This window comes from Ruegeria sp. CH10, from assembly GCF_056537125.1.
Window position 1 is genome coordinate 34,528 of the sequence record NZ_JBQFQY010000002.1, and the last position, 24,953, is coordinate 59,480.

Annotated in this window: 21 protein-coding genes and 3 tRNA genes; 11 read left to right on the forward strand and 13 right to left on the reverse strand. The window is 60.2% G+C overall.

The genetic code is table 11. The features are described 5' to 3' along the window. Positions 1–8: 8 nt before the first annotated feature. A complete protein-coding gene (gene lexA, locus ACRZ94_RS06460) occupies positions 9–707 on the forward strand; it encodes a transcriptional repressor LexA (protein WP_480796940.1) in 699 nt (232 codons plus the stop codon). Here lexA and ACRZ94_RS06465 read toward each other — a convergent pair. Then, positions 701–2,749 (reverse strand): ComEC/Rec2 family competence protein, encoded by a 2,049-nt coding sequence (locus ACRZ94_RS06465; protein ID WP_480796941.1) that lies wholly within the window; start codon positions 2,747–2,749, stop codon positions 701–703. The genes lexA and ACRZ94_RS06465 overlap by 7 nt on opposite strands. 78 nt (positions 2,750–2,827) lie before the next feature. On the opposite strand from ACRZ94_RS06465, the gene gltX reads away from it, so the two are divergent. Both gltX and gltA read left to right on the forward strand, forming a co-directional pair. Next, the gene (gene gltX / locus ACRZ94_RS06470; protein WP_480797256.1) at positions 2,828–4,228 is read left to right on the forward strand and encodes a glutamate--tRNA ligase; all 1,401 of its coding nucleotides are present in this window, start codon (positions 2,828–2,830) and stop codon (positions 4,226–4,228) included. 120 nt (positions 4,229–4,348) lie between these two features. Further along, on the forward strand, positions 4,349–5,644 hold the full coding sequence (gene gltA / locus ACRZ94_RS06475) for a citrate synthase (RefSeq protein ID WP_480651538.1): 1,296 nt from the start codon (positions 4,349–4,351) through the stop codon (positions 5,642–5,644). A 36-nt stretch (positions 5,645–5,680) separates the two neighbouring features. Here gltA and ACRZ94_RS06480 read toward each other — a convergent pair whose 3' ends face one another. Next, the gene (locus tag ACRZ94_RS06480) at positions 5,681–6,766 is read right to left on the reverse strand and encodes a PA0069 family radical SAM protein (protein WP_480796942.1); all 1,086 of its coding nucleotides are present in this window, start codon (positions 6,764–6,766) and stop codon (positions 5,681–5,683) included. A 278-nt stretch (positions 6,767–7,044) separates the two neighbouring features. Between ACRZ94_RS06480 and ACRZ94_RS06485 the strand changes: the two genes are divergently transcribed. Further along, complete coding sequence (locus tag ACRZ94_RS06485) at positions 7,045–7,743, forward strand: corrinoid protein (RefSeq protein ID WP_480651541.1); 699 nt, start codon at positions 7,045–7,047, stop codon at positions 7,741–7,743. A 100-nt stretch (positions 7,744–7,843) separates the two neighbouring features. Then, positions 7,844–8,497, forward strand: coding sequence for a DUF1638 domain-containing protein (locus tag ACRZ94_RS06490; protein ID WP_480651543.1), 654 nt, complete (start codon positions 7,844–7,846; stop codon positions 8,495–8,497). Between the two features lie 2 nt (positions 8,498–8,499). On the opposite strand, the gene ACRZ94_RS06495 is transcribed toward ACRZ94_RS06490, so the two are convergent. Further along, the gene (locus tag ACRZ94_RS06495) at positions 8,500–8,910 is read right to left on the reverse strand and encodes a SufE family protein (protein ID WP_480651545.1); all 411 of its coding nucleotides are present in this window, start codon (positions 8,908–8,910) and stop codon (positions 8,500–8,502) included. A gap of 139 nt (positions 8,911–9,049) precedes the next feature. Between ACRZ94_RS06495 and ACRZ94_RS06500 the strand changes: the two genes are divergently transcribed. After that, positions 9,050–9,580: a hypothetical protein gene (locus ACRZ94_RS06500; protein ID WP_480651547.1), complete on the forward strand. Its 531-nt coding sequence runs from the start codon at positions 9,050–9,052 to the stop codon at positions 9,578–9,580. 6 nt (positions 9,581–9,586) lie between these two features. Here the strand turns inward: ACRZ94_RS06500 and rnd are convergent, their stop codons facing one another. The 3 genes from rnd to purM all read right to left on the reverse strand — a co-directional run bounded on the left by rnd (position 9,587) and on the right by purM (position 12,489). Then, on the reverse strand, positions 9,587–10,744 hold the full coding sequence (gene rnd / locus ACRZ94_RS06505) for a ribonuclease D (RefSeq protein ID WP_480651549.1): 1,158 nt from the start codon (positions 10,742–10,744) through the stop codon (positions 9,587–9,589). A 102-nt stretch (positions 10,745–10,846) separates the two neighbouring features. After that, on the reverse strand, positions 10,847–11,446 hold the full coding sequence (gene purN / locus ACRZ94_RS06510; protein WP_480651551.1) for a phosphoribosylglycinamide formyltransferase: 600 nt from the start codon (positions 11,444–11,446) through the stop codon (positions 10,847–10,849). Then, the gene (gene purM / locus ACRZ94_RS06515; RefSeq protein WP_480651553.1) at positions 11,443–12,489 is read right to left on the reverse strand and encodes a phosphoribosylformylglycinamidine cyclo-ligase; all 1,047 of its coding nucleotides are present in this window, start codon (positions 12,487–12,489) and stop codon (positions 11,443–11,445) included. The genes purN and purM overlap by 4 nt, the downstream gene beginning before the upstream one ends. 107 nt (positions 12,490–12,596) lie before the next feature. Here purM and ACRZ94_RS06520 point away from each other — a divergent pair. Further along, positions 12,597–12,673: transfer RNA gene (locus ACRZ94_RS06520), tRNA-Ile, on the forward strand. Positions 12,674–12,710: 37 nt separating this feature from the next. Here the strand turns inward: ACRZ94_RS06520 and ACRZ94_RS06525 are convergent. After that, entirely contained in the window at positions 12,711–14,030 is a 1,320-nt protein-coding gene (locus ACRZ94_RS06525) for an ATP-binding protein (protein ID WP_480651555.1), read from the reverse strand. Between the two features lie 44 nt (positions 14,031–14,074). Here ACRZ94_RS06525 and ACRZ94_RS06530 point away from each other — a divergent pair, with 44 nt between their 5' ends. The 3 genes from ACRZ94_RS06530 (at position 14,075) to ACRZ94_RS06540 (ending at position 15,343) form a co-directional block, all read left to right on the forward strand. Beyond that, the gene (locus tag ACRZ94_RS06530; protein WP_480796943.1) at positions 14,075–14,989 is read left to right on the forward strand and encodes an MBL fold metallo-hydrolase; all 915 of its coding nucleotides are present in this window, start codon (positions 14,075–14,077) and stop codon (positions 14,987–14,989) included. Positions 14,990–15,066: 77 nt separating this feature from the next. Further along, positions 15,067–15,141: transfer RNA gene (locus ACRZ94_RS06535), tRNA-Asn, on the forward strand. A 127-nt stretch (positions 15,142–15,268) separates the two neighbouring features. Then, a tRNA-Asn gene (locus tag ACRZ94_RS06540) sits at positions 15,269–15,343 on the forward strand. Between the two features lie 14 nt (positions 15,344–15,357). Here ACRZ94_RS06540 and ACRZ94_RS06545 read toward each other — a convergent pair. From ACRZ94_RS06545 to ACRZ94_RS06570, 6 genes are all read right to left on the reverse strand, one after another. Continuing rightward, positions 15,358–16,977: a long-chain-fatty-acid--CoA ligase gene (locus ACRZ94_RS06545; protein WP_480796944.1), complete on the reverse strand. Its 1,620-nt coding sequence runs from the start codon at positions 16,975–16,977 to the stop codon at positions 15,358–15,360. Positions 16,978–17,082: 105 nt separating this feature from the next. Next, the gene (pgi, locus tag ACRZ94_RS06550) at positions 17,083–18,693 is read right to left on the reverse strand and encodes a glucose-6-phosphate isomerase (protein ID WP_480796945.1); all 1,611 of its coding nucleotides are present in this window, start codon (positions 18,691–18,693) and stop codon (positions 17,083–17,085) included. Positions 18,694–18,698: 5 nt separating this feature from the next. Further along, positions 18,699–19,370 (reverse strand): 6-phosphogluconolactonase, encoded by a 672-nt coding sequence (gene pgl / locus ACRZ94_RS06555; protein ID WP_480796946.1) that lies wholly within the window; start codon positions 19,368–19,370, stop codon positions 18,699–18,701. Further along, complete coding sequence (gene zwf, locus ACRZ94_RS06560; RefSeq protein WP_480796947.1) at positions 19,367–20,815, reverse strand: glucose-6-phosphate dehydrogenase; 1,449 nt, start codon at positions 20,813–20,815, stop codon at positions 19,367–19,369. The genes pgl and zwf overlap by 4 nt, the downstream gene beginning before the upstream one ends. Positions 20,816–20,948: 133 nt before the next feature. Next, positions 20,949–21,644, reverse strand: coding sequence for a lipid-binding SYLF domain-containing protein (locus ACRZ94_RS06565; protein WP_480796948.1), 696 nt, complete (start codon positions 21,642–21,644; stop codon positions 20,949–20,951). A gap of 103 nt (positions 21,645–21,747) precedes the next feature. Next, entirely contained in the window at positions 21,748–22,017 is a 270-nt protein-coding gene (locus tag ACRZ94_RS06570) for an usg protein (RefSeq protein ID WP_424833538.1), read from the reverse strand. Between the two features lie 193 nt (positions 22,018–22,210). Here ACRZ94_RS06570 and gyrA point away from each other — a divergent pair, with 193 nt between their 5' ends. Then, the gene (gene gyrA / locus ACRZ94_RS06575; RefSeq protein ID WP_480651570.1) at positions 22,211–24,946 is read left to right on the forward strand and encodes a DNA gyrase subunit A; all 2,736 of its coding nucleotides are present in this window, start codon (positions 22,211–22,213) and stop codon (positions 24,944–24,946) included. Positions 24,947–24,953 lie beyond the last annotated feature (7 nt).

Genomic DNA, 24,953 nt, shown 5'->3' on the forward strand with positions numbered 1-24,953 from the left:
TGTGAGCAATGCTGACCAAGAAACAGTTGGATTTGTTGGAATTCATCCACAATCGCGTACAAGCGGACGGCGTTCCGCCCAGTTTTGACGAAATGAAGGCCGCGCTGGACTTGCGCTCGAAATCCGGCATCCACCGGTTGATCACGGCGCTGGAGGAACGCGGATTTATCCGCCGCCTAGCGCACCGCGCCCGCGCGATTGAAATTGTGAAGCTACCGGAAAGTCTGGGGGGCGAGCCGACGGCCGCGTTCAAGCCGCGCGTGATCGAAGGCGACAAGCCCGAAGGCCCGCGGCTCGCCAATTTCGAACCGGTGACTGTCGATGCGATGGAACTGCCGGTTATGGGGCGGATTGCTGCCGGTGTTCCGATTGAGGCGATCAGCCATGTTTCCCACCGGGTTGCAGTTCCGGGCAGCATGGTGTCGGGCCGCGGCGAGCATTACGCGTTGGAAGTTCGGGGCGACTCGATGATCGACGCGGGCATCAATGACGGTGATGTTGTCGTTATTCGCGAGACCAAGACCGCCGATAACGGGGATATTGTGGTTGCTCTGGTCGAGGATCAGGAAGCCACATTGAAACGTTTCTTTCGCCGGGGCAACGCCATCGCGCTTGAGGCGGCGAACCCTGCCTATGAAACCCGCGTTCTGCCCGAAGACAAGGTCAAGGTGCAGGGCCGGCTTGTCGGGTTGATCCGAAGCTACTGAAACTGCTTTGATCTGCGGTCCCTGTTTTCCTGCGGGGACCACAGCCTTTGGCCGCTGACCTCACGGCTGGAAAGGACGCGGTCCCCGGATAGCGCCAGACTGCCAGTTTCTTTCAACGTCTCCGGGTCGAACAGCCCACACTCTCCGGTCAGGTCCAGAGCCACTGCAGAGACCACGATCTGGTTCTCTGCACATTCCGAAAACCCCTTAGCCGCACGTTTTCCGGTGATATGGATCAGTTCCTTTCCCTGCCAGACATAGCGCTGCACCAGATTGCCAGAGGGCCAGCGGCTTGCCGCCTTGGGCTGATCCACGCCGTCGCCGTCATTCTCCAGCCAGACATTTGCGATGAATCCGCTGCCTTTTTCCTTGCTCAGCGCCCGGCCCGCATCGGTCATGACCCCCACCAATCCGCCGGAATCCGCGATCAGAACCTCGGGGCGATGGCCTTGCCCCCATAACAGAAACGCCGCGATCACCGGGGCGATCCCGACCCATTTCGCCCGCCCGCGCCACAACGCCATCCACAGGGCACCCAAGGCAAACATCGGCAGCACATAATGCGGCGGGCTGACCACATAGCCCTGCGCGCCGCTCAGCCCCGAAACCTTGTCCGAGACGATCAAAATCCACTCCAACCCCAGCCCCATGACGTGCAGCGGCAGCGCCTCAAGCCCAAAGGGCGACAGCAGCGCGGCCACAAAGGCCGAGGGGACAACAATGGTCCCCATCACCGGCACCGAGAGCATGTTGGCCAGCAATCCATAATGCGACATCGTATTGAAATGCGCCGCCCCGATCGGCGCGGTGGCCAACCCCGCAATGGCCGAGGACATCAGCAGGCCGACAACCGGCTTGGTCCATTTGGGGCCCGGCATCGGCCCGAACTCTCTAAGTTGACCAAACACCGCGACAAGGGCTGTTGTGGCCGCAAAAGACATCTGAAAACCGGGGCTAAGCAACGATTCCGGGCGCAGAACCAGCACGATCAGGGCAGCAACGGCAACAGCGCGCAGAGATATGGCCCGGCGGTCGATCAGCACGGCCCCCAACATGACGCTTGCCATTACAAAGGCGCGTTCCGTGGCCACGTTGCCCCCTGACAGCATCAGGTAGATCACCGCCGCAATCAACGCAAAGACCGCCGCCAGTTTGCGCACAGGGACACGCAGGGCCACGGCTGGGATGGCGGACAAGGCCAGACGAAAGACCAGAAACACGAACCCTGTCAGCAGCCCCATATGCAGGCCCGAAATGGCCAGCAGATGCGCCAGATTCGAAGCGCGCAGCGATTTCAGCGTCTCTTGCCCCATGCCGCTGCGGTCGCCAGTGGTGACAGCGGCTGCGAAACCCCCGACCTCACCCGGCAGGATCGCGCGCACCCGTTCCGAGATCGCCATCCGCAGCGCAGTAATCCGAACGCCGTCCCCGGCGGCCTCGGGCGGTGCGATAGTCACCACGGGAACGCGCGTATAGCCCACCGCGCCCAGTCCCTGAAACCAGGCGTGGCGGCGAAAGTCGAAACCGCCGGGTTCAACAGGCCCCTGTGGCGGAGACAAATGCCCGGTGGTCATGATCCGCTGACCGGGGGCCAGCGCAGGGGCGTCGCCATGCAGCGAAAGCCGGACGCGTTGCGGCCGCCGGTCTGCGGGCACATCCCCTATGCGCACCCGGTCCAGCGTCACCCGCAACGCGTCCGAAGCAGAGCGATCCATGGCGACGACCCGCCCCTCGATCGGGCCATAGTACCGCCAGGACAGGACCGGCTCTGCCACTGTGTGGGCCCGTGCGCCAGCCAGGACAAACCCGGCCGCAATCAGCGCGCCCCCCATTGCCAACGCAGCCCATCCGGTCTGTATCGCGCGCCCTGCCCCGATCAGGGCCGCGATCCCCGCCAGCACGCCTGCATAGACCTGCCAGCCGGGTTCAAACCGAAGGCAGAAGTACAAGCCGATACCAATTGCCAGACAGACCGGAGACCATTGGAACAGGTACCCTGTCTGGTTCAGCAATGCGGCCTCAACCCGTGCCAGAACACGCATGGTTGCCCCCGTCCTTCGGGCTCGTTAGACAGGCGCAAAACTATGCCCGACACGGTTACCAAAAGGTTAATCCACACAATGTCCGATCAGGTCGTCACCCGTTTCGCCCCGTCCCCCACTGGCTTTTTGCATATCGGCGGTGCCCGCACTGCGCTGTTCAACTGGCTGTATGCCCGCGGGCGCGGCGGCAAGTTCCTGCTGCGGATCGAGGATACGGACCGCGAACGGTCAACCCCCGAGGCGACGGCGGCAATCCTGCAAGGCATGGAATGGCTGGGGCTGGATCACGACGGCGATGTGGTCAGCCAGTTCGAGGGTGCCGCGCGGCACGCCGAAGTCGCGCATCACCTGCTGGCCGAGGGCAAAGCCTATAAGTGTTTCTCTACGCAGGACGAGATCGCCGAATTCCGCGAACAGGCCAAAGCCGAGGGCAAATCCACCCTGTTCCGCAGCCCCTGGCGTGATGCCGACCCGTCGTCCTATCCCGACGCGCCGTTTGTGATCCGTATCAAGGCCCCGCAGGACGGCGAAACGGTGATCCGCGATCAGGTGCAGGGGGATGTGACCATCCGCAATGACCAGTTGGACGACATGATCCTGCTGCGCTCGGACGGGACTCCGGTCTATATGCTGGCCGTGGTAGTGGATGACCACGATATGGGCGTGACCCATGTGATCCGGGGCGATGATCACCTGAACAATGCCGCGCGCCAGATGATGATCTATGAAGCGATGGGCTGGGACGTTCCTGTCTGGGCGCATATCCCGCTGATCCACGGCCCCGACGGCAAGAAACTTTCGAAACGCCACGGCGCGTTGGGCGCGCAGGAATACCAGGCGATGGGCTATCCGGCAGCCGGGATGCGGAACTATCTGGCGCGTCTGGGCTGGAGCCACGGCGATGACGAGTTTTTCACTGACGCACAGGCCAAGGAATGGTTCGATCTGGACGGAATCGGCAAAAGCCCGGCGCGGTTCGATCTGAAAAAGCTGGAGAATCTGTGCGGTCAGCATATTGCGATCACAGATGATGCTGCGCTGCGGCAGGAAATTCAGGCGTATTTGGCTGCTTCAGACCAGCCTGCTCTCAGTGACACACAATCTGGTGATCTGGAACGTGCGATGTATTGCCTCAAGGATCGGGCGCGAACTTTTCCGGAACTGCTTGAAAAAGCCCATTTTGCGCTGACTGCGCGCCCAGTTGAACCGGATGAAAAGGCCACCAAGGCGCTGGCCTCAGTATCCGACGGTATACTGAATGAATTGACGCCGCAGTTGCAAAATGTTAGCTGGACGCGGAGCGAACTGGAGGGGGCCCTGAATTCCTTTGCGGAAGCCAACGGGCTCAAGTTCGGCAAGCTGGCGGGGCCATTGCGCGCCGCTTTGGCGGGTCGGGCGGTGACCCCATCAGTTTTTGACATGATGCTTGTGTTGGGGCGCGATGAAACCCTTGCACGGCTTTCTGACGCAGCGACCTAAACCAAGGTTCACATTTGGGTAACGCTGCTCCGCTAACACCCGGACTGCGCGCCTGCGCGCATCCGTTGCCCGCAGGTTCGGACAGCGATCCAAACTGCGCATGAATGAGGAAGGGACACTATGACCGACAGCAAGAAATCAGCCACTCTGACAGTCCATGGCGAAACATATGAGCTGCCGATTCATTCGCCGACTGCAGGTCCTGATGTGATCGATATCCGCAAGCTGTACGGCACTGCGGGTGTGTTCACCTATGATCCCGGCTTTACCTCGACCGCCAGCTGCGACAGCACAATCACTTATATCGACGGCGAAAAAGGTGAACTGCTGCACCGTGGCTATCCGATCGACCAGTTGGCTGGCAAATCTCATTTCCTCGAGGTCTGCTACCTGCTGCTGTACGGAGAGCTGCCGACCGCGCCCGATCTTGAGAAATTCGAATCCACCATCACCCGTCACACCATGCTGCATGAGCAGATGCAGTATTTCTATCGTGGTTTCCGTCGCGATGCGCACCCGATGGCGATCATGGTCGGCGTCGTCGGCGCAATGTCGGCCTTCTATCACGATTCGACCGATATCTCGGACCCGCATCAGCGCGAGGTTGCCTCGCATCGCCTGATCGCCAAGATGCCGACCATCGCGGCCTGGGCTTATAAGTATCACACTGGTCAGCCCTTCGTGTATCCGCGAAACGATTTGGACTATGCGTCGAACTTCCTGCGCATGTGCTTTAGCGTCCCGGCCGAGGAATATGAGGTGAACCCGATCCTCAGCCGCGCGATGGACCGCATCTTTACTCTGCACGCCGATCACGAGCAGAACGCCTCGACCTCGACCGTGCGCCTGGCGTCAAGCTCGGGTGCCAACCCGTTCGCCTGTATCGCGGCGGGTATCGCCTGTCTTTGGGGCCCCGCCCATGGCGGTGCGAACCAGGCATGTCTTGAGATGCTGGAAGAGATCGGCTCGGTCGATCGTATCCCCGAATACATCGCCCGCGCCAAGGACAAGGACGATCCGTTCCGCCTGATGGGCTTTGGCCACCGCGTCTACAAGAACTTTGACCCGCGCGCCAAGGTGATGAAACAGTCTGCGGACGAAGTGCTGGACCTGCTGGGTGTTGAAAACAACCCCAAGCTACAGGTCGCCAAGGCGCTGGAAAAGCAGGCGTTGGAAGATCCGTATTTCGCCGAGAAGAAGCTGTTCCCGAATGTGGATTTCTACTCGGGCATCATTCTTGAGGCGATGGGCTTCCCGACCTCGATGTTCACCCCGATCTTTGCGCTGTCGCGCACCGTTGGCTGGGTCAGCCAGTGGAAAGAGATGATTGCAGATCCGCAAAACAAAATCGGCCGTCCGCGCCAGTTGTATCTGGGCGAGACCACCCGCGATTACACGGATATCGAAAACCGATGATCCCAGAAACCCCGGACCCGGCTCCGGGGTTTTTTCTTACAATAGGCTCAACTGATCACCCACCTGAGGTGGGCGCGCGAACAGGTCGTTGCGCAGGGGAGGCGTCCGGGTCGACAAGCCCAACCGTTTGACCGCAATGGCAAAGCGTTTGGCGATAAGGGTGGCGTATTCGCCCTCACCCCGCATCCGGTGGCCCCATCGCGGGTCATACTCCCTGCCCCCGTGCATCTCGCGCAGTTTGGACATGATCTTTTCGAACCGCGCGGCCTCATGCTCTTTCAGCCAGTCCTGCCACAGCGCCGAGACCTCGCGCGGCAGGCGCAACATGATCCAGCTGGCGGCATCCGCCCCGGCGTCTTTGCCGGCTTCCAGCAGGTTCTCCAACTCATGATCCGTCAGGCCGGGAATCACGGGCGAGGTCATGACACGCACCGGCACACCCGCCTCTGTCAGCCGACGAATCGTGGCCAGACGCCGCTTGGGTGACGGCGCACGGGGTTCCATCCGTCGTGACAAATCCGCGTCCAGGGTCGTCAGAGAAATCCCGACCCGCACCAGGCCCATCTGCGCCATGGGGGCCAGAATATCCAAGTCCCGCTCGATCAACGTGCCCTTGGTCACGATCCCAATCGGGTGGTGAAAATCCTTAAGAACAGACAGACAGCGCCTTGTTATCAAACGTGTTTTCTCAACCGGTTGATATGGGTCCGTATTGGTCCCCAAGGCGATTGTCGCCACCTTGTAGGATTTCGACGACAGCTCGTGCCGCAGCACCTCGGGCGCGTTTGGCCGGGCCACCAACCGGGTTTCAAAGTCCAGCCCCGGCGACAGCCCCAGATACGCATGCGTCGGGCGGGCAAAACAATAGACACAGCCATGCTCGCACCCGCGATACGGGTTGATCGAACGGTCAAACGGCAAATCAGGCGACCGGTTATAGGTGATCACACTGCGCGCGATCTCTTCTACGACCTCAGTGCGCAGGGGCGGAATATCCTCTTCACCCTCCCACCCATCATCGATCTGGTCGGTCTGATACGCCTCAAACCGACCTGCGATATTGCTGGCGACACCCCGCCCCCGAACAGGCGATGCCTTACCATTTGTTCCCGTTTTGTTCATTTTCACTGTGTAACGCGCAAACCGTTGGAGAACAAGCGAAACAACCCGGTCGATCTTAACTTGAAAACCCTGCGTTTCTTTGCAGAATTTCTGGAAAATGAATGTGATGCAAAATCATGATGCAAAGAATGACATCGAAGTGATCAAGAATTTGACATAAAGGTCGGTCTCGAAACTAACGACGTCGCAATTGTCACAGTCCAACTGCGGCGTTTTGGTCAAAACGAGGAAAATGCCACCCACGGGCGCAGTGCCCGAACAGCTCAGGGAAACGCCCCATGTCCGATGAAGAAGACATCGTCCTGTCCGAACTGAATGATGAAGAGCTTGTCGAACAGATGTTCGACGATCTTTACGACGGTCTGAAGGAAGAAATCGAAGAAGGTACGAACATCCTGCTGGAACGCGGATGGACGCCTTACGACATCCTGACCAAAGCGCTGGTCGGCGGCATGACCGTTGTTGGCCACGACTTCCGTGACGGCATCCTGTTCGTCCCCGAAGTTCTGCTGGCCGCGAACGCGATGAAGGGCGGCATGTTCATCCTCAAGCCGCTGCTGGCCGAAACCGGCGCACCGCGCGTGGGCAAGATGGTGATCGGCACCGTAAAAGGCGACATCCACGACATCGGCAAGAACCTTGTTTCAATGATGATGGAAGGCGCAGGCTTCGAAGTTGTCGACATCGGCATCAACAACCCGGTCGAAAACTACCTTGAGGCGCTGGAAACCGAAAAGCCCGACATTCTGGGCATGTCCGCCCTGCTGACCACCACGATGCCTTACATGAAGGTCGTGATCGACACGATGGTCGAACAGGGCTTGCGCGAGGACTACATCGTTCTGGTTGGCGGCGCGCCCCTGAACGAAGAGTTCGGCAAAGCGATTGGCGCTGACGGCTACTGCCGCGACGCAGCCGTTGCTGTGGAAATGGCCAAGGACATGGTATCGCGCAAGCACAACCAACTGGCCGGCTGATCGGACAAAATTGACTGTTCTGGGGCCGTCCGGTTTTCGGGCGGCCTTTTTTTGCGCCGCAGCCCTGACTATCTGATGCGCAACGACCGAGGGGTAACCTATGCAGCACAGCGACTTGCCAGACGACGCCAGCCTCACGACCGAAGGATATGTCTCAAGCGAACGGGGCAAAATTCTGCTGCTGGCCTGCGGGGCCCTTGCGCGCGAGATTCTGGACCTCAAGCAGCGCAATGGCTGGGACCATATGGAACTGACTTGCCTGCCCGCCATCCTGCATGTGCATCCCGACCGCATCACGCAGGCGGTACAGGATGCTGTGGCCAAACATCGTGCGCAGTATGAGACGATCTATGTCGTCTACGCCGATTGTGGCACGGGCGGGCTGCTGGAACGGGCCTGCAACGAGTTGGGAATCGAAATAGTGAAGGGCCCGCACTGCTATTCCTTTTTCGAAGGCAATCAGCAGTTTGAGGCCCGAGGTGAAGATGAGACCACCGCCTTTTACCTGACCGATTTTCTGGCCCGGCAATTCGATGCCTTTGTCTGGAAACCTCTGGGCCTGGACCGCCACCCCGAGCTGCGCGACATGTATTTCGGCAATTACACCAAGCTGATCTATCAGGCCCAAACCGATGATCCGGCCCTGACCGAACGCGCCCGTGAATGCGCCGAACGCATGGGCCTGGAATTTGAGCGCCGCCTGACCGGTTATGGCGATCTTGAATCGACGCTGACGGACTGGGCGAACCGCTGAGGTCAGGCGTTTTCCTGCGCCACCTCGCGGATACGCTCGATCATCGCGCGCAACCCGTTTGAGCGCTGTGCCGAAAGGTGGTCGTTCAGACCCAGACGCGCCAGCTCGCCTCCGGCATCGACGGCGGCAACATCGCGAACCGGCAAGCCGTTATACAAGGACCGCAATACCGCGATCAGCCCACGCACGATCAGCGCGTCGCTGTCTCCGTCAAAACGGAATACGCCATCTTCGATGATCGGGTGCAACCAAACCTGGCTGGCGCAACCGTGAACCTTGGTGGCCGGAACCTTGAGCGCATCGTCCAATGGCTCCATCGCTTTGCCTTGCTCGATCACGTGGCGATAGCGATCTTCCCAATCGTCCAGAAACTCGAAATCCTCAACGATTTCCTCAAAGGCGGGCGTGGCCATGGTCGGGCAGTCCTTTTGTTGCGTTCACAATTGTGACCTATGCCGCTGATCTGGACCTGTCCACCCCTTCGCGCGGCTTTTCAAACACCGGCTTTTGCGGTAACCCATTGCTGGAATTACAGCTCTGGACATCTGGACCATGCAAAAATCGTATATTGTTCTTCTGGTCGCTGCCCTGACCGTTTCTGCCTGCAGCAACTGGGGGGATTCTCGGGTGAACCCGTCGAATTGGTTCGGATCAAGCACCCCGGCCCCGGCTGTGGACCCGGTAACTGCCGCCAATGACGCGAACCTGCTGGTTCCCGACAACGAACGCGGCGGGTTGTTTTCCCGCAGCGTGCCAGACGATCTGAGCGTTGCGATCGCCAAAATCGATGAACTGCGGATCGACCCCACAGCCAATGGGGCTATTATCTACGCTGCGGGTACCGCCGCCCGCCAAGGGGCCTTTAACGCGCGGCTGGTCCTTGTCGAAAGCGAAGAGAACCAGAAAAACGGGGTTCTGGAATACACATTCCGGGTTGAGTATCCGCAGAGCCCGACCAACCAAGGCACCGAGCGGTCGCGGATGGTGTCGGACGCGATCAACGTGTCCAGACGCGATCTGGAAGGTGTGCGTCTGGTACGGGTCGTGGGCCAGCAGAACGCGCTGGAATCTCGGCGCCGTTAACAGGCGTTACAGCGTCACGACCTCGACGCTCTGGCCGTTGGCGGCCAGTGCGATCTTGCCCTCACACAGTTTCAGGGCATCCTCTCCGAACACCTCGAACCGCCAGCCGGACATGGCGGGCAATGTACGCTCACCGGCCGCGATCTGGTCCAACTCGGCGCTTGTGGCAATCAGTTTCGCCGCCACGCCTGAGCTTTCTGTCTTGGACTTCAGCAAGACACGCAGCAGATCGGCCAGCGCCGGGTTGACCTTGAGCTTGTCGCGGCTGTTATCCACCCGTGGCAATTGATCGGCCGGGCAGTTCACGCCTTTTTTGACGGCCGCCAGAATACCTTCGGCAATTGCGCCCTTGCGCGCCTCGCGCAGCAAAAGGCGCGATCCACCCAGATCAGAGGGCGATTTCGGTTTGGTCGAGGCCAGCTCGATCAGTGCATCATCCTTGAACACGCGGCTGCGGGGTACGTTGTTTTCCTGCGCATAGCCTTCGCGGAACTGCGCCAGTTCACGCACCACTGCCAGGAACTTGGCCGAGTTGGTGCGGGTCTTGACCCGTTTCCACGCGTCCTCGGGCCGAATGTCATAAGTGTCGGGGCGGGTCAGAATCTGCAATTCCTCGGCCACCCAATGGCTGCGCTTTGTCTTTTTCAGCTGCGCCGCCAGATGTTCGTAAATCTGGCGCAGATGCGTTACATCGGCCAGAGCATAGGTTTTCTGCGCATCCGACAGCGGACGCCGCGACCAATCGGTAAAGCGAGAGGTCTTGTCGACCCCCTGCTTGCAGATCTTGCGCACCAGCGTCTCATAGCCGACCTGTTCCCCAAACCCGCAGACCATGGCCGCGACCTGCGTGTCAAAAAGTGGAACAGGAAAGACGCCCGCTTCGACCCAGAAAATCTCAAGATCCTGACGGGCGGCGTGGAACACCTTGACCACGTTTTCATTGCCGAACAGCTCATAAAGCGGGTCCAGCGACAGGCCACTGGCCAGTGGATCAACCAACACGGCGCTGTCTTCGTCCTCGGATGGGACGGCCAGCTGAACAAGGCAGAGCTTGGAGTAATAAGTACGCTCACGCAGGAATTCGGTGTCTACGGTCACATAATCGTATTCCGCCGCGGCCCTGCAGAAATCGGCCAGCTCTTGCGTCGTTGTCAGGGTTTTCATGCGTGGTGCTATTCTTGCTCTTTTTCTTGATGGCTTTCCGTCAGCGAAATGCCGTACCCAGCCTTGGGGGAAACCATAGGCAGAATATCGCCCGTCTGTAAATCACCCCGGCAGCAACACCGGAGTCCGATCTCCACTGGCGTAACGGCGCAACACTGCCGGGTAGAGCTGGTGTTCCCAGACCAACACACGCGCCGCCAGCTGTTCCGGGGTGTCGCCCGGTTCGATTTGGACCCGCGCCTGGCCCAGAATCGGGCCGTCATCCAACGCCGCCGTCACCTCATGGACCGAGCATCCATGCTCGGCATCCCCGGCCTCAATCGCGCGGGCATGGGTATTAAGGCCCTTGTATTTCGGCAGCAGCGACGGGTGGATGTTCAGCATCCGCCCCTGAAAGCGCGAGACGAAATCGCCGGTCAGAACACGCATAAAGCCCGCAAGGCAGACAATATCAGGTTGCGCGGCCTCCAGTGGTTTCAACAGTTCCGCCTCGAACGCGGCGCGGTCGCCCTTGAAGGGGCGATGGTCCACCCAAGCGGTTGGGATACCGCGCGCAGCGGCCTTTTTCAGACCACCCGCCTCGGCATCGTTGGACAACACCAGACAAGGCCGGGCCGGGTGATCGCCCACCATGCTGTCGACCAGAGACACCATGTTCGATCCACCGCCCGAAATCAGGATGGCGACACGCTTGTGGCTCACAACAGCTTGCCTGAATAGGCCATGCCGGGCGTGTCGGTGATGGTGCCGATGCGCGAGACGGTCTCGTCCGCATCAGCCAGCAATGCGGCCAGTTCATCCGCACGGTCCGCGTCACAGGCGACGATCATGCCGATGCCGCAGTTGAAGGTCTTCAGCATCTCAGCCTCGGCAATCCCGCCGGTTTCCGCCATCCAGCGGAAAACTGGCGGCAAGTCCCAGGCATTCAGGTCGATCTCAGCGCCCAGCCCTTCGGGCAGGACACGCGGCAGGTTTTCAGTCAGACCGCCACCGGTGATATGGGCCAGCGCATGCACGCCCCCTGCCCGGATCGCCTGCAACGCGGGTTTGACATACAGCCGAGTCGGCGTCAGCAGCGCCTCACCCAGCGATCCCTCACCAAAGGGCGACGCGGCGTCCCAGCCCAGCCCCGACATCTCAACCAGTTTGCGCACCAGCGAATAGCCGTTGGAATGCACCCCGTTCGAGGCCAGACCCAGCAGCACATCCCCCTGCTGTACGCCCGCAGGCAGATGCGCGCCCCGCTCCATCGCGCCGACCGAGAAACCGGCCAGATCGAAATCGCCATCCGGGTACATGCCCGGCATTTCAGCTGTCTCACCCCCGATCAGGGCGCAGCCGGACTGCACGCAGCCCTCGGCGATCCCTTCGATGATCCGTGCGGCGGTGTCGGTGTCCAGCTTTCCGGTTGCGAAATAATCAAGGAAAAACAGAGGCTCAGCACCCTGACAGATCAGGTCATTGACGCACATGGCGACAAGGTCGATCCCCACGCCATCGACCACACCGGTGTCGATCGCAATCCGCAGCTTGGTGCCCACGCCATCGGTGGCACCCACCAAAACCGGGTCCGTGTAGCCAGCCGCCTTGAGGTCGAACAGAGCGCCAAATCCGCCCAGCCCGCTCATCACGCCGGATCGGTCCGTCCGCTTGGCCGCAGGCTTGATCCGGTCGACCAGAGCGTTCCCCGCATCAATATCAACGCCCGCATCGGCATAGGTGATTCCGTTCTTGCCCGTCGTCATGGCCAGCCCCTTATGAATGGTTCCCGCGCGGGTTAGTCGATTGTGCGGCTTGTTGCAACGGTCAGGCTTGACGCGGGCGTTCACCGTGATACTCAAAGCGCTCAGGCGGGCCTGTAGCTCAATTGGTTAGAGCAGAGCGCTCATAACGCTTTGGTTGCGGGTTCAAGTCCTGCCGGGCCTACCAAATCTCCGCAACAGCAGCAGAAAACGCAGTCGGGACCTTAGCGCCCAATGATGATATCGGCGCACAATCCGCCCAATCTTTCGCTTTTGCTAAGCCGCAGCACACCGCCATGGGCGCGGGCAATATCTGAGACAATCGCCAGCCCCAACCCGACCCCGCTGCCCTGATTCTGGTTGCGCGCGGGATCAAGGCGCGAAAACGGTTTGACCGCCTCGGCCCGCTGCTCGGGCGGAATGCCTGGCCCGTCATCTTCGACCCGGAACCGAACGGACTTGGGCGAGATGGACAGGCTGACATCCGCGCGGTTGCCATAGCGCACGGCGTTGCCAATCAGGTTCTCAACCCCACGCCGGATGGCCGTGGGCCGCAAAACAGCGGTGCCGTCGCCTTCAACCTGAATCAAGTCTGCCTCATACCCGGCCCGGCGCGCGTCTTTGACGATTTGGTCCAACAGGGTTCTCGGATCGACCTCTTCTGGGGCGCTTTCGGATGCGCCGCGTGAGAACTCCAGAAAAGCATCCAGCAACAGCTGCATCTCATCCACGTCTTGCTGAAGCGGGGCGGCCTCTTCCTCGGGCAGCATCGACAGGCCCAGTTTCAGGCGGGTCAGAGGGGTGCGCAGATCGTGGCTGACACCCGACAGCATCATGGTGCGCTGTTCCATCTGCCGTTCGATCCGCGCGCGCATATCGAGAAACGCACTGCCCGCCGCGCGCACTTCGATCGCACCGCCCGGCGTGTATGGCACCACCCGCCCGCGGCCAAACGCCTGCGCCGCATCCGCCAGACGCATGATCGGGCGCAGCTGGTTGCGCATATACAGAAAGGAAATCGACGTCATGATGATCGCAAAAAACACCATCGTCACGATCAACTGGTGCGGAGCAACCGGTGACAGGCGTCTGCGGTCAAAGGTCAATTGCAGCAGCCCCAGATCCGTCTGCATATAGACCCGCGCTTCTTGCCCGCTGGGAAGCGCCACCGCCGTAAGATCAGGCAGAAGGTTCCACAGATCCGTCTCAACCTGCGGCGCGATGAAATCATACCAGCGGCGATGGCCGATCATCGGCTCTTCGTTGATGGTCAGAAAACGGGCCTTCATGTCCAGCGCCTGCAGATCAGGCCGAATAGCCGCCAGCGCCTGCTGCTGGGTTTCCACCGCGTTGACCGCATCGACGACCAGCATCACCTCGCGCGAGGCAGTGCGCGTCATCTGCGCCGTCACGTCCTCAAGGTGCTTTTGCAGAAACGCAATGCCCACAACCAGAAGCAGGACAACCACTGGCAGCACCAGTATCAGCGCAGCACGGGCATAGAGGCTGCGCGGCATATAAGATTTGAGCCATCGTGCGGACATGCGCTAAACCTAACGGGCTGTATCGACAAGAGAAAGAGCGCAAAATGCAGGCCCCTGACGATTTCAATCCCCCGACCGGTCAAGCCATTGCGCTGCAACCGGGCCTACGCCGCATTCTGGCCCCGAATCCCTCGCCCATGACTTATCGCGGCACCAACACCTATCTGCTGGGCACAGGCGATCTGGCGGTGATTGACCCCGGCCCCCTGAGTGAAGCGCATCTTGAGACGATTCTGCAGGCGGTTCAGCCGGGCCAACGCATCAGCCACATCATCGTCACGCACAGCCATCTTGACCATTCGCCACTGGCGCGACCGCTGGCCGACCGAACCGGAGCGCCGGTCCTGGCCTTTGGCGGGCCGCAGGCCGGGCGCAGCGCAATCATGACCCAACTGGCCCACGAAGGGTTGGCCGGTGGCGGCGAAGGCATCGACACCGCCTTTCGCCCCGATCAAGAACTGCCCGACGGCGCGCAGATCACCGGCGATGGCTGGCAGCTTGAGGTGATTCACACGCCCGGGCATCTGGGCAATCACATCGCGCTGGCCTGGGGGGATGTGTGCTTTACCGGCGATCACGTGATGGGGTGGGCCAGCTCTCTGGTCTCGCCCCCGGATGGAGACCTGACGGATTTCATGTCCGCCTGCCACCGCCTGCGCGCGCGGGAGTGGTCGGTGTTCCATTCCGGGCACGGTGCCCCGATTCACGACCCTGCGGCGCGGCTGGACTGGCTGATCGATCACCGCCAGATGCGCGAGGGCCAGATTCTGGACGCATTACAGGAACAACCCGGGACAGCTCAGGATTTGGCGGCGCGCATCTATGTTGACACCCCCGCCGCGCTGTTGCGGGCCGCCGAGCGGAACGTGTTCGCTCATCTTGTTGATCTGACGGGAAATAACCGGGTGAAACCCATCGGCGCACTCTCTGCCACGGCTACCTTTCAACAACAAAACTGACGCCGCAGAACTTTTTTGTGAAAAGGTCACATTCCCCTCTGGACGGGGAAAATCGGGATTGTTATACGCCCCTCAGTTCCGGCGTAGCTCAGCGGTAGAGCAGTTGACTGTTAATCAATTGGTCGTAGGTTCGATCCCTACCGCCGGAGCCAAATTCCCCACAAATCCAGACATCTATGGCACGCATGTCGCGTGGAATGGGGTCCAAGATTTTTCGACGAAAAATCTTCCGCGCCCTCTGGACGCCGCAGAAACGGATTGCTATACGGCGCGAACCGTTCCGGCGTAGCTCAGCGGTAGAGCAGTTGACTGTTAATCAATTGGTCGTAGGTTCGATCCCTACCGCCGGAGCCATTCACCCTTATATGTCAACCCGTTAGGGCATCCTGAAAATCCGCACGCAGCGTGCGTTTCAGAATCTTGCCCGTGGCGTTCAGCGGCAGCGCATCTACAAAGACGACCTTGTCCGGGACCTGCCACTTGGCAATCTTGCCGTCATAGAAAGCCAGAATTTCCTCCTCCGAGGGTTCCTCGCCCTCGGCCTTGACGGCGACCAGCAAGGGGCGTTCGTCCCATTTCTCATGCGGCACACCAACCACGGCGGCGGTTGCGAGCTTGGGATGAGCGACGGCGATATTCTCCAACTCAACCGAACTGATCCACTCACCGCCCGATTTGATGATGTCCTTGGACCGGTCGCGGATGGTCATATAACCGTCCGGGTCCAGCGTGGCGACATCGCCCGTGGCGAACCATCCATCCTGCAGAAGCTCTTGATCCTGCATCTGGAAATAGCTGTCCAACACCCAGTGGCCCCTTACCAGAAGATCGCCCTGTGTTTCTCCATCATGTGGCAGGTTATTGCCGTCATCATCGACGATCTTAAGGTCGACCCCGTAACAGGGTCGGCCCTGACTTTCCCTAAGCCTGTGCTGTTCTTCCAGCGGCAAGTCACGGTGCTTGGCCAGCGGATGGTTGGCGGTGCCCAGCGGGCTCATCTCGCTCATGCCCCAGGCGTGGACCGTATCGACGCCATAGGTGTCGCGGAAGGTTTCGATCATCGAGGGCGGGCACGCCGCCCCACCGATCACCGTCCGTTCAAGGCTTTCCAACTGGCTGCCGGACTGTGCGGCATAGGCCAGCAGACCTTGCCAGATCGTCGGCACGCCCATCGCCAGCGTCACGCCGTATGTGTCGATCAGTTTGACCAACGCCTCGCCATGCAGATCCGGCCCCGGCAGCACCATGCGAGAGCCGGACATGGCGCAGGCATAGGGTGACCCCCAGGCGTTGACGTGGAACATCGGAACAACAGGCATCACCACATCCATGGCCGAAAACCCGATCACGTCGCGCGTGTTCGATCCGAAACTGTGCAGAACCGTCGAACGATGCGAATACAGCACCCCCTTGGGATGCCCGGTCGTACCCGACGTGTAGCACAGGCTGGAGGCGGTGTTTTCGTCAAAGCTGGGCCACTCAAAGCCTGCGTCGCCCGTCTCGATCAGCTCATCGTAAAACTGCACACCGGGGATTTGCCCTTCGGCCTCGGCGTTGCGCGGTCCCATCAGAACGAAATGCTCGACCTCGGTCAGATGCTCTTTCAGTGCGGTAACAAGCGGGATGAAGGTCGCGTCAAAAAACAGAACGCGGTCCTGCGCGTGGTTGATGATATAGGTCAGTTGCTCGGGGAACAGGCGCGGATTGATCGTGTGACAGACAAAACCTGCGCCTGACGCGGCATAGTAAATCTCAAGATGACGGCGGTTGTTCCATGCCAGCGTGCCGATTCTCGCCTGCGGCTCCAGACCCAGGCTGGTCAGGGCCGAGGCCAGTTTGCGCGCGGTGCGCGACACCTCAGACCAGTTTGTTTCCGTCACCGTGCCATCGGTTTCGACCGAGAAAATCTCGGTCTGGCCATGATAGCGGTCGGCGTGATTGATCAGTGACGAGATCAGCAAAGGCTGCGTCATCATCTGTCCCAGCATGGACATTCCTCCCATCGTCAGCGCTTGGCTGCGCTTTTTACCTTGGCACCGACACTGCCAAGATTTCAATTGTCTGACAATAAGAGAGTGCAGCCAATCGCAGCGTCAACCGCGATGACGCAAGGCAAAGTCGACCAGCGCCGCGGTCGAGCCATCCTTGCCCTTGGCGCTTTGCTCACCATCCACTATCGGTCCCAGAGACGTGGCAAGTTCCTTGCCCAGCTCAACACCCCATTGATCGAAGGAATTGATGCCCAGCAAGACGCCTTCGACAAAAACGCGATGTTCGTACAGGGCGATGATCTGGCCCAGCACAAACGGTGTGAGCAGCGGGTAGATCAGGGTCGAGGAGGGTCGGTTGCCCGGAAACACCCGGTGGCGGGCCTGGCGTTCCAACTCATCCCCCGTCAGGCCCTCGTCGGCCATGCGCTGCCGGGCCTTTTCCAGCGAGCGTCCGCGCATCAGCGCCTCGGATTGGGCCAGACAATTGGCCAGCAAGAGGCGATGATGATGGGTCAGTTCGGGCTCATGCCCTTCGGCGGCGACCATGAATTCGCAGGGGATCACATCGGTGCCCTGATGGATCAACTGATAAAACGCGTGCTGGCCATTGGTGCCGGGTTCACCCCAGACAACAGGACCAGACGGCACAGTCAGCGCGCTGCCATCCATGGCGACGGATTTGCCGTTCGATTCCATCTCAAGCTGTTGGAAATAGGCTGGCAGGCGCAGCAGGCGTTGATCATAGGGCAGAACCGCGCGGCTGGCATGGCCCAGAACCTGACGGTGCCAGATGCCGACAAGGGCCAGCATGACCGGCATATTCTCGGCCCAGTCTGCGGCCTGAAAATGGACATCCATCGCCTGTCCGCCGCGCAGAAACGCGTCAAACGCGTTCGAGCCGACAGCGATCATCACAGGCAGTCCCACCGGCCCCCAGACCGAATATCGCCCGCCGACCCAATCGGCAAAGCCAAACACACGTTCAGCCGGGATACCGAAGGATTCGGTCTTATCCACAGCGCTGGACACGGCGGCGAATTGTTTGGCCGGATCGCCCCCGCCATCCATCATCCATGCCCGCGCGGTGCGCGCGTTGGTCATGGTTTCAATGGTGGTAAAGGTCTTGGAGGCCACAATCACCAGCGTGCGTGTCGGATCAAGCTGGCGCAGCGTATCCGCGATATGCGCCCCATCCACGTTGGAGACATAATGTAGCCGGGGGCCATCATGATACGGGGCCATCGCGTGGGTCGCCATCACCGGCCCAAGGTCCGAGCCGCCAATGCCGATATTCACCACATCGGTAAAGCTGCCCCCTGCCCCTGTGATCGCGCCGCCGCGCACCTCTTCGGCAAAGACCCGCATCCGGTGCAGCGTGTCCAGCACGTCGGGCATCACGTCCAGCCCGTCAACCTCAACCGGGCCGCCATCCAGATTGCGCAGCGCCGTATGCAGCACCGCGCGCCCCTCGGTTTCGTTGATCTTCGCGCCCGAAAACATCGCGTCGCGCCGATCCGCCAGACCGGCCGCGTCACACAACCCGATCAGCGCATCGCGGATGTCAGCATCGATCTGCGTCTTCGAATAATCAAACAGCAGATCACCGGTTGAGGCCGAAAACCCCTGCGCCCGGTTCGCATCCTTGTCGAACAGATCAAGGATGGTTTGGTCTTTCCGATCAGCCGCCAGCGCGGTCAGAGTGTCCAATTGCATCACGCCTACTCCGCCCAGTGCACTGTCATGCCGCTGAGAACGGCGGCGATTGGGGCCTCTTCGGGTGGCAGGGACATGGCCCGATCCAGTGCATCACGCTTTGCGGCCCCAAAGATCACAAGATGTTTCGACAAAGCGCCGTTCAGCACAGGTGCGGTCAGGGTGATGCGCGGTTCGGGCTGCACATCCGTGCGCGCCACAGCCAATGGGCGCGCGTGGCTGTCCAAAGCGGCCTCCAACCCGTCCATTCCGGGGAACAGAGACGCGGTGTGCATGTCTTCGCCCATGCCAAGAACCAGCACGGACAGGGGCCGGATCGGAGTGATCAGGCTTTCCAGTTCGGGCAGAATATCCTCGGGCTCTTTACCCGGCAGATAAAGCGGGACGTATTGCGCGACCGAGGCGCGATTGGTCAGCAAACGCGCACGGATCAGCCCCTCGTTCGAGCGGTCGCTGTCGCCGGGCACACAGCGTTCGTCGGTGGGCAGAACCTGCACCCGATCCCATTCCAGATCAGCCGCACACAGCCCGTCAAAAATCGGGCCCGGTGTGGTGCCACCGGGTACCGCGAACGAGACGGTATCATGATGCAGCAGGGCAGCCTCAAGCTCTCCGGCCAGAACGTTGGCGACGTCGATGGCCAGCATGTCGCGGTCAGCGTATTCTTGTATTTTCATGGGTTTATCCCCTGCCAGCGGCGACCGTCTCGTTTCATCAGCAGTTCGGCGTCGCCCGGACCCGTGCTGCCACTCTCATAGGGTTTGGGCACATCGCCACGTGCCTGCCACCCTGCAATAATCGGATCGGTCCAAGCCCAGGCGGCCTCGACCTCATCCCCGCGCATGAACAGGGTCTGGTTGCCCCGGATCACATCCATCACCAGACGTTCATAGGCATCGGGCGGATCCTGATTTTCCGGGCCCAAAGCCTCGGCAAAGCTCATGTCCAGCGGCACATCCACCAGGCGCATTCCACCCGGCCCCGGCTCTTTGATCGTCACCTTCAGCGTGATGCCTTCGTTCGGTTGCAAACGGATCGACAGCACGTTGGCATGGCGCCCCGCCTCTTCGCCAAAGATCGAATGTGGGGCGTCCTTGAACATCACGTTGATAACCGAGGACCGCGCCACCAGCCGCTTGCCGGTGCGCAGATAGAACGGCGTACCCGCCCACCGCCAATTGCTGACATGCGCCTTGAGCGCAACATAGCTTTCGGTTGTGGAGCGCGGATTGCCCACCACATCCCGGTATCCAGGCCCGTCGCCCACGAACTGGCCGCGCACGATGTGGTGCGGTTCAACCGGATCAAGCGCGCGGATCACTTTCAGCTTTTCGTCCCGCACCGCATCGGGATCGAACTTGGCCGGTGGCTCCATCGCGATCAGACAAAGCAGCTGCATCAGATGGTTCTGCATCATGTCGCGCATCGCACCGGCGCGATCATAATAGTCCTCGCGCCCATCAATGCCGACGGATTCGGCCACGGTGATCTGGATATGATCGACGTATTGGCTGTTCCACAGCGGTTCAAACAGCATATTGCCAAAGCGGACGGCCATCAGGTTCTGAACGGTTTCTTTGCCCAGATAATGGTCGATGCGATAGATCTGGTTTTCGGCAAAATGCACGGCCAGAGTCGCGTTCAGCGCCTGCGCGCTCTCCAAATCATGACCAAAGGGTTTTTCCACGACAATCCGGGTCATCGGGGTGATCAGGCTATGGGCCTTGATCCGCTCGGCCAAAGGCCCGAACAGCGCCGGCCCGACCGAGAAATAGAAGGCCCGCACACGGATATGGCTGAGTTTGCTGGCCAAAGCCCCCCAGCCCTCACCCGAGATGCCATCCAGCGAGACATAGTCGATACATTGCAGAAACGACCTCAGCGCCGAGACATCCCGGCAGTGCTTTGCCGCATGCGTCCTGAGCGACTCGGCCACGATTTCGCGAAACCCCTCCGCATCGTGATCGGATCGCGCCGCCCCGATGATCTGCACCCCGTCCGCCCATTGCCCGGCGCAAAAACGGCGAAACAGCGCCGGCAAAATCTTGCGCTGAGCCAGATCGCCGGTTGCGCCAAAAATGACCAGATCGAAAGGGTCGACAGGAATGACACGAGAAACCATGCGTTTTCCTTACCTTGCCCCGGCGACCATGTCTAATGTTAGCGCAATCAATCCCCAAGTTTTTTTAGTGAATCCGGAACGGGTCCACAGCACGGCTGTGGACCTGTCAGCCCCAGGATCGGGAAAGGCTGGGCTAGTTCAGCTCGGGCGATTTCCAGTATTTGGTACCGTTCGCCCCGGCAGATACACGCCAGCCTTTCTTCCCAAGCACAAAGAAAGAGCGGCCATCCACAAAACGCACCGTTTCATCGCTGCGCTCATCACCATACATCGCGCCCGATTCAGCGGTTGCGTCATAACCATGGGTGATGAACTTGTCCAAATCCGCAGGCTCTTGGAACAGGATCACGAACTTGGTTTCAAACCCGCCAATGCCGACGGCGGCCCCAACGCCTCCGGTGCCCATATTCATATAGGTGTGCTGCCCGGTGTCCTTGGAAACCGCAACCCCGCGCCCATACCCGGCAGAAACCGGAAACACCGTGACCTTGCGGGAGTCAAACACCGCGTATCCAGCGCTGATGCCGAACAGCTCATCCGCTTCGGGGTTTTCAGCCAGCAATTGCGTCAAGACTTCATCGGCCATCAGATCAAGTTTGGCGCGTGTCTCTTCGGGGGTGGCCTCATTGGTGACCAGATCGGCGGTGGAATCGATCGTGTGATCGACCGCATTGGCACCTTTTTCAATCGTATCACCAACTGCTTCGGCCCCTTGCCCAATGGCAGTGGCCGTGCTTTCCGCCCCTTTCTTTATCTTATCAAGAACACCTTCGGCCAGAGCCGGACCGCTCAGGAAAAGGCTGGTTGCTAAAATAAGTCCTCGGGGCATGAAATGATTCCATCTGTGGTCAATGCGATTGATCGCACCTTACCCCAAGCGCAGAACAAATTTACGTATCTAATTTACTGCACATCCAAATTTTTCCATTCGCTCAGTTCACGCGGAACTCACCCACCATGTTGCGCCATTCACCGGGGGCGATCATCTTGCGATGGGTAAACCGAACCGAATGTAGCGGGCCTTCGATCTCGCGCTGCCAGAACTCGACAAACTCAAAAAGTTTCGGGTGGTCTGGCGCCAGATCGTAGTCCTGCCAGATGAACGTGTTCAGAACATGGATATAGTCGGGCATGTGATAGAAGAATTCCGCCGTCGTCAGCCCATATCCCTTAAGCATCAATTCCGTTTCGCTTTGCTCCATGCAGACCTCCAGATTTGTTACAAGGTCTCTTCAGGGTAACACGACTACCCCCTAATCCTTGGTTAACAATATGTTACTCTGGTGTTACGGGGGTTTTTTGCGCGAAATACGCTGCTTGCTTGCACCTTATGTGCCGGGTCTGATAGAGTGCACACACAAGATATAGACCCAGCACAAAGAACGGGCAGTTTACGTGAGCGATACGCCAGAAACCCCAGAAAACATGGATGAAACCCCGCCCGAGCGCCCAGTCTATGACGGCCCGACGGTCTCCATCGAATCCGAGATGCGCACATCCTATCTGGATTATGCCATGTCGGTCATCGTATCCCGCGCGATCCCCGATCTGCGCGATGGTCTAAAACCGGTGCACCGGCGCATCCTTTACGCGATGCACGAAACCGGCAACACCCATGACAAGGCGTACCGCAAGTCGGCGCGCCCGGTGGGCGATGTGATGGGTAAATACCACCCGCATGGTGACAGCGCGATCTACGACGCGCTGGTGCGGATGGCGCAGGATTTCTCAATGTCGCTGCCGCTGCTGGACGGTCAGGGCAACTTTGGCTCGATGGACGGCGATAACCCGGCGGCCATGCGTTATACCGAAGTGCGGATGGACAAACCCGCCGCCTCCCTGCTGGCCGATATCGAAAAAGAGACGGTCGATTTTCAGGACAACTATGACGGCAAAGACAAAGAGCCGACCGTCCTGCCCGCCCGGTTCCCGAACATGCTGGTCAATGGCGCAGGCGGTATCGCCGTGGGTATGGCGACCAACATTCCTCCGCATAACCTGGGTGAGGTTGTTGACGCCACGCTGGCATTGATCGACGACCCTGACCTGACCTCCGAGCAGTTGATCGAATACGTCCCCGGACCTGATTTCCCGACCGGAGGCGTCATGCTGGGCCGATCCGGCGCGCGCAAAGCCTATCTTGAGGGGCGCGGCAGCGTCATCATCCGCGCCAAGACGCGGGTCGAGGAAATCCGCCGCGACCGATATGCGATTGTGGTGGATGAGATCCCCTATCAGGTGAACAAAGCCTCGATGATCGAAAAGATCGCCGAAGCCGTACGTGAAAAACGCATCGAAGGTGTGGCGCATGTGCAGGACGAATCCGACCGCAATGGCGTGCGCGTCGTGGTCGAACTGAAACGCGATGCAACGCCCGAGGTGGTGCTGAACCAGCTATACCGTTTCTCGCCGATGCAGACGTCTTTTGGCTGCAATATGCTGGCCCTGAACGGTGGTCGGCCTGAACAGCTGACCCTGCGCCGGTTCCTGACCTCGTTCATCGACTTCCGTGAGGATGTCGTCGCCCGCCGCACCGCCTATGACCTGCGCAAAGCGCGGGAACGCAGCCACATCCTGTGTGGTCTGGCCGTGGCCGTGTCGAACGTGGACGAAGTGGTTGCCACCATCCGCTCATCCGCCGACGCCGCCGAGGCGCGCGAAAAACTGATGACCCGCCGCTGGCCCGCGGCCGAGATCGAAGGCTATCTGCGCCTGATCGACGATCCTCTGTCCAAGATGAACGACGATGGCACCTATAACCTGACCGAGGTTCAGGCCCGCGCCATCCTGGAACTGCGTCTGCAGCGCCTGACCCAACTGGGCGTCAAAGAGGTCACGGACGAGTTGGAGCAACTGGCGGCCAAGATCAAAGAATATCTGGATATTCTGTCCTCGCGCGAACGCATCATGTCGATCATCGGCGATGAGCTGCGCGAAGTCCGTGAACAGTTTGCCGTGCCCCGTCGCACCGAGATCGTCGACTGGTCCGGCGACATGGAAGACGAGGACCTGATCGAGCGCGAAGACATGGTCGTGACCGTTACATCGGGCGGCTACATCAAACGTACACCGCTGGCCGACTTCCGCGCGCAAAAGCGCGGCGGCAAGGGCCTGTCGGGGATGCAGACCAAGGAAGAGGATGTCGTCACCAACCTCTTCGTGGCCAACACTCACACGCAGCTGCTGTTCTTCACCACCGAAGGCATGGTCTACAAGCTCAAGACCTGGCGTTTGCCGCAGTCCAGCCGGACTGGCAAAGGTAAGGCGATCGTCAACATCCTGCCGATCCCGACCGGGGTTTCCATCGCGGCGATCATGCCCGTGGATGTGCCGGATGAAGAGTGGGAGAACCTGCAAATCGTCTTTGCCACCAGCGCGGGCGATGTGCGGCGTAACCGCCTGTCGGATTTCACCAATGTGCGCCGCAACGGCAAGATCGCGATGAAGCTGCCGGACGATGTGGAGTTGGTGAACGCGCGTATCTGTTCGGAAGACGAAGATGTGATGCTGGTGACCAATTCGGGCCGTGCGATCCGTTTCCGCACCACCGATGTGCGCGTCTTCAACTCGCGCGAATCCACCGGTGTGCGCGGCATCAAGCTGACGAATGGCGACCGGGTGGTTTCCATGTCCGTGATCCGCCATTTCGAGGCCGACCCGGACGAGCGTGCCGCCTACCTCAAGATGCGCCGGGCCGTGGCGGGCATCGCCGATGATGGCGAGACGGACGAAGACGAAGCAGCCCCCGGCACCATCACGCAGGAACGCTATGCCGAGATGTCGGCGGCCGAGAACCTGATCCTGACCATCACATCGGGCGGCGCGGGCAAGCTGAGCTCCAGCCACGATTACCCGGTGCGCGGGCGCGGTGGCATGGGTGTCGCGGCCATGGACAAGGCGATGCGCGGCGGTGAGCTTGTGGCCTCATTCCCGGTTGAGATCGACGACCAGATCATGCTGGCGACATCGAAGGGGCAGTCGATCCGGGTGCCTGTCGATGGCATCTCGTTCCGGTCGCGCAGCGCGGGCGGCGTGCGGGTGTTCAACACCGGCAAGGGGGAAGAGGTCGTCAGCGTTGCCTGGATCGCCGATCAGGGTGACGAAGAAGACGACGGGCAAGCCCCCGAATAAACGAACA

Coding starts and splice junctions, on each gene's coding strand:
- lexA (WP_480796940.1), top strand. CDS start 9: ATGCTGACCAAGAAACAGTTGGATTTGTTGGAATTCATCCACAATCGC.
- ACRZ94_RS06465 (WP_480796941.1), bottom strand. CDS start 2,749: ATGCGTGTTCTGGCACGGGTTGAGGCCGCATTGCTGAACCAGACAGGG.
- gltX (WP_480797256.1), top strand. CDS start 2,828: ATGTCCGATCAGGTCGTCACCCGTTTCGCCCCGTCCCCCACTGGCTTT.
- gltA (WP_480651538.1), top strand. CDS start 4,349: ATGACCGACAGCAAGAAATCAGCCACTCTGACAGTCCATGGCGAAACA.
- ACRZ94_RS06480 (WP_480796942.1), bottom strand. CDS start 6,766: ATGAACAAAACGGGAACAAATGGTAAGGCATCGCCTGTTCGGGGGCGG.
- ACRZ94_RS06485 (WP_480651541.1), top strand. CDS start 7,045: ATGTCCGATGAAGAAGACATCGTCCTGTCCGAACTGAATGATGAAGAG.
- ACRZ94_RS06490 (WP_480651543.1), top strand. CDS start 7,844: ATGCAGCACAGCGACTTGCCAGACGACGCCAGCCTCACGACCGAAGGA.
- ACRZ94_RS06495 (WP_480651545.1), bottom strand. CDS start 8,910: ATGGCCACGCCCGCCTTTGAGGAAATCGTTGAGGATTTCGAGTTTCTG.
- ACRZ94_RS06500 (WP_480651547.1), top strand. CDS start 9,050: ATGCAAAAATCGTATATTGTTCTTCTGGTCGCTGCCCTGACCGTTTCT.
- rnd (WP_480651549.1), bottom strand. CDS start 10,744: ATGAAAACCCTGACAACGACGCAAGAGCTGGCCGATTTCTGCAGGGCC.
- purM (WP_480651553.1), bottom strand. CDS start 12,489: ATGACGACGGGCAAGAACGGAATCACCTATGCCGATGCGGGCGTTGAT.
- ACRZ94_RS06525 (WP_480651555.1), bottom strand. CDS start 14,030: ATGTCCGCACGATGGCTCAAATCTTATATGCCGCGCAGCCTCTATGCC.
- ACRZ94_RS06530 (WP_480796943.1), top strand. CDS start 14,075: ATGCAGGCCCCTGACGATTTCAATCCCCCGACCGGTCAAGCCATTGCG.
- ACRZ94_RS06545 (WP_480796944.1), bottom strand. CDS start 16,977: ATGCTGGGACAGATGATGACGCAGCCTTTGCTGATCTCGTCACTGATC.
- pgi (WP_480796945.1), bottom strand. CDS start 18,693: ATGCAATTGGACACTCTGACCGCGCTGGCGGCTGATCGGAAAGACCAA.
- pgl (WP_480796946.1), bottom strand. CDS start 19,370: ATGAAAATACAAGAATACGCTGACCGCGACATGCTGGCCATCGACGTC.
- zwf (WP_480796947.1), bottom strand. CDS start 20,815: ATGGTTTCTCGTGTCATTCCTGTCGACCCTTTCGATCTGGTCATTTTT.
- ACRZ94_RS06565 (WP_480796948.1), bottom strand. CDS start 21,644: ATGCCCCGAGGACTTATTTTAGCAACCAGCCTTTTCCTGAGCGGTCCG.
- ACRZ94_RS06570 (WP_424833538.1), bottom strand. CDS start 22,017: ATGGAGCAAAGCGAAACGGAATTGATGCTTAAGGGATATGGGCTGACG.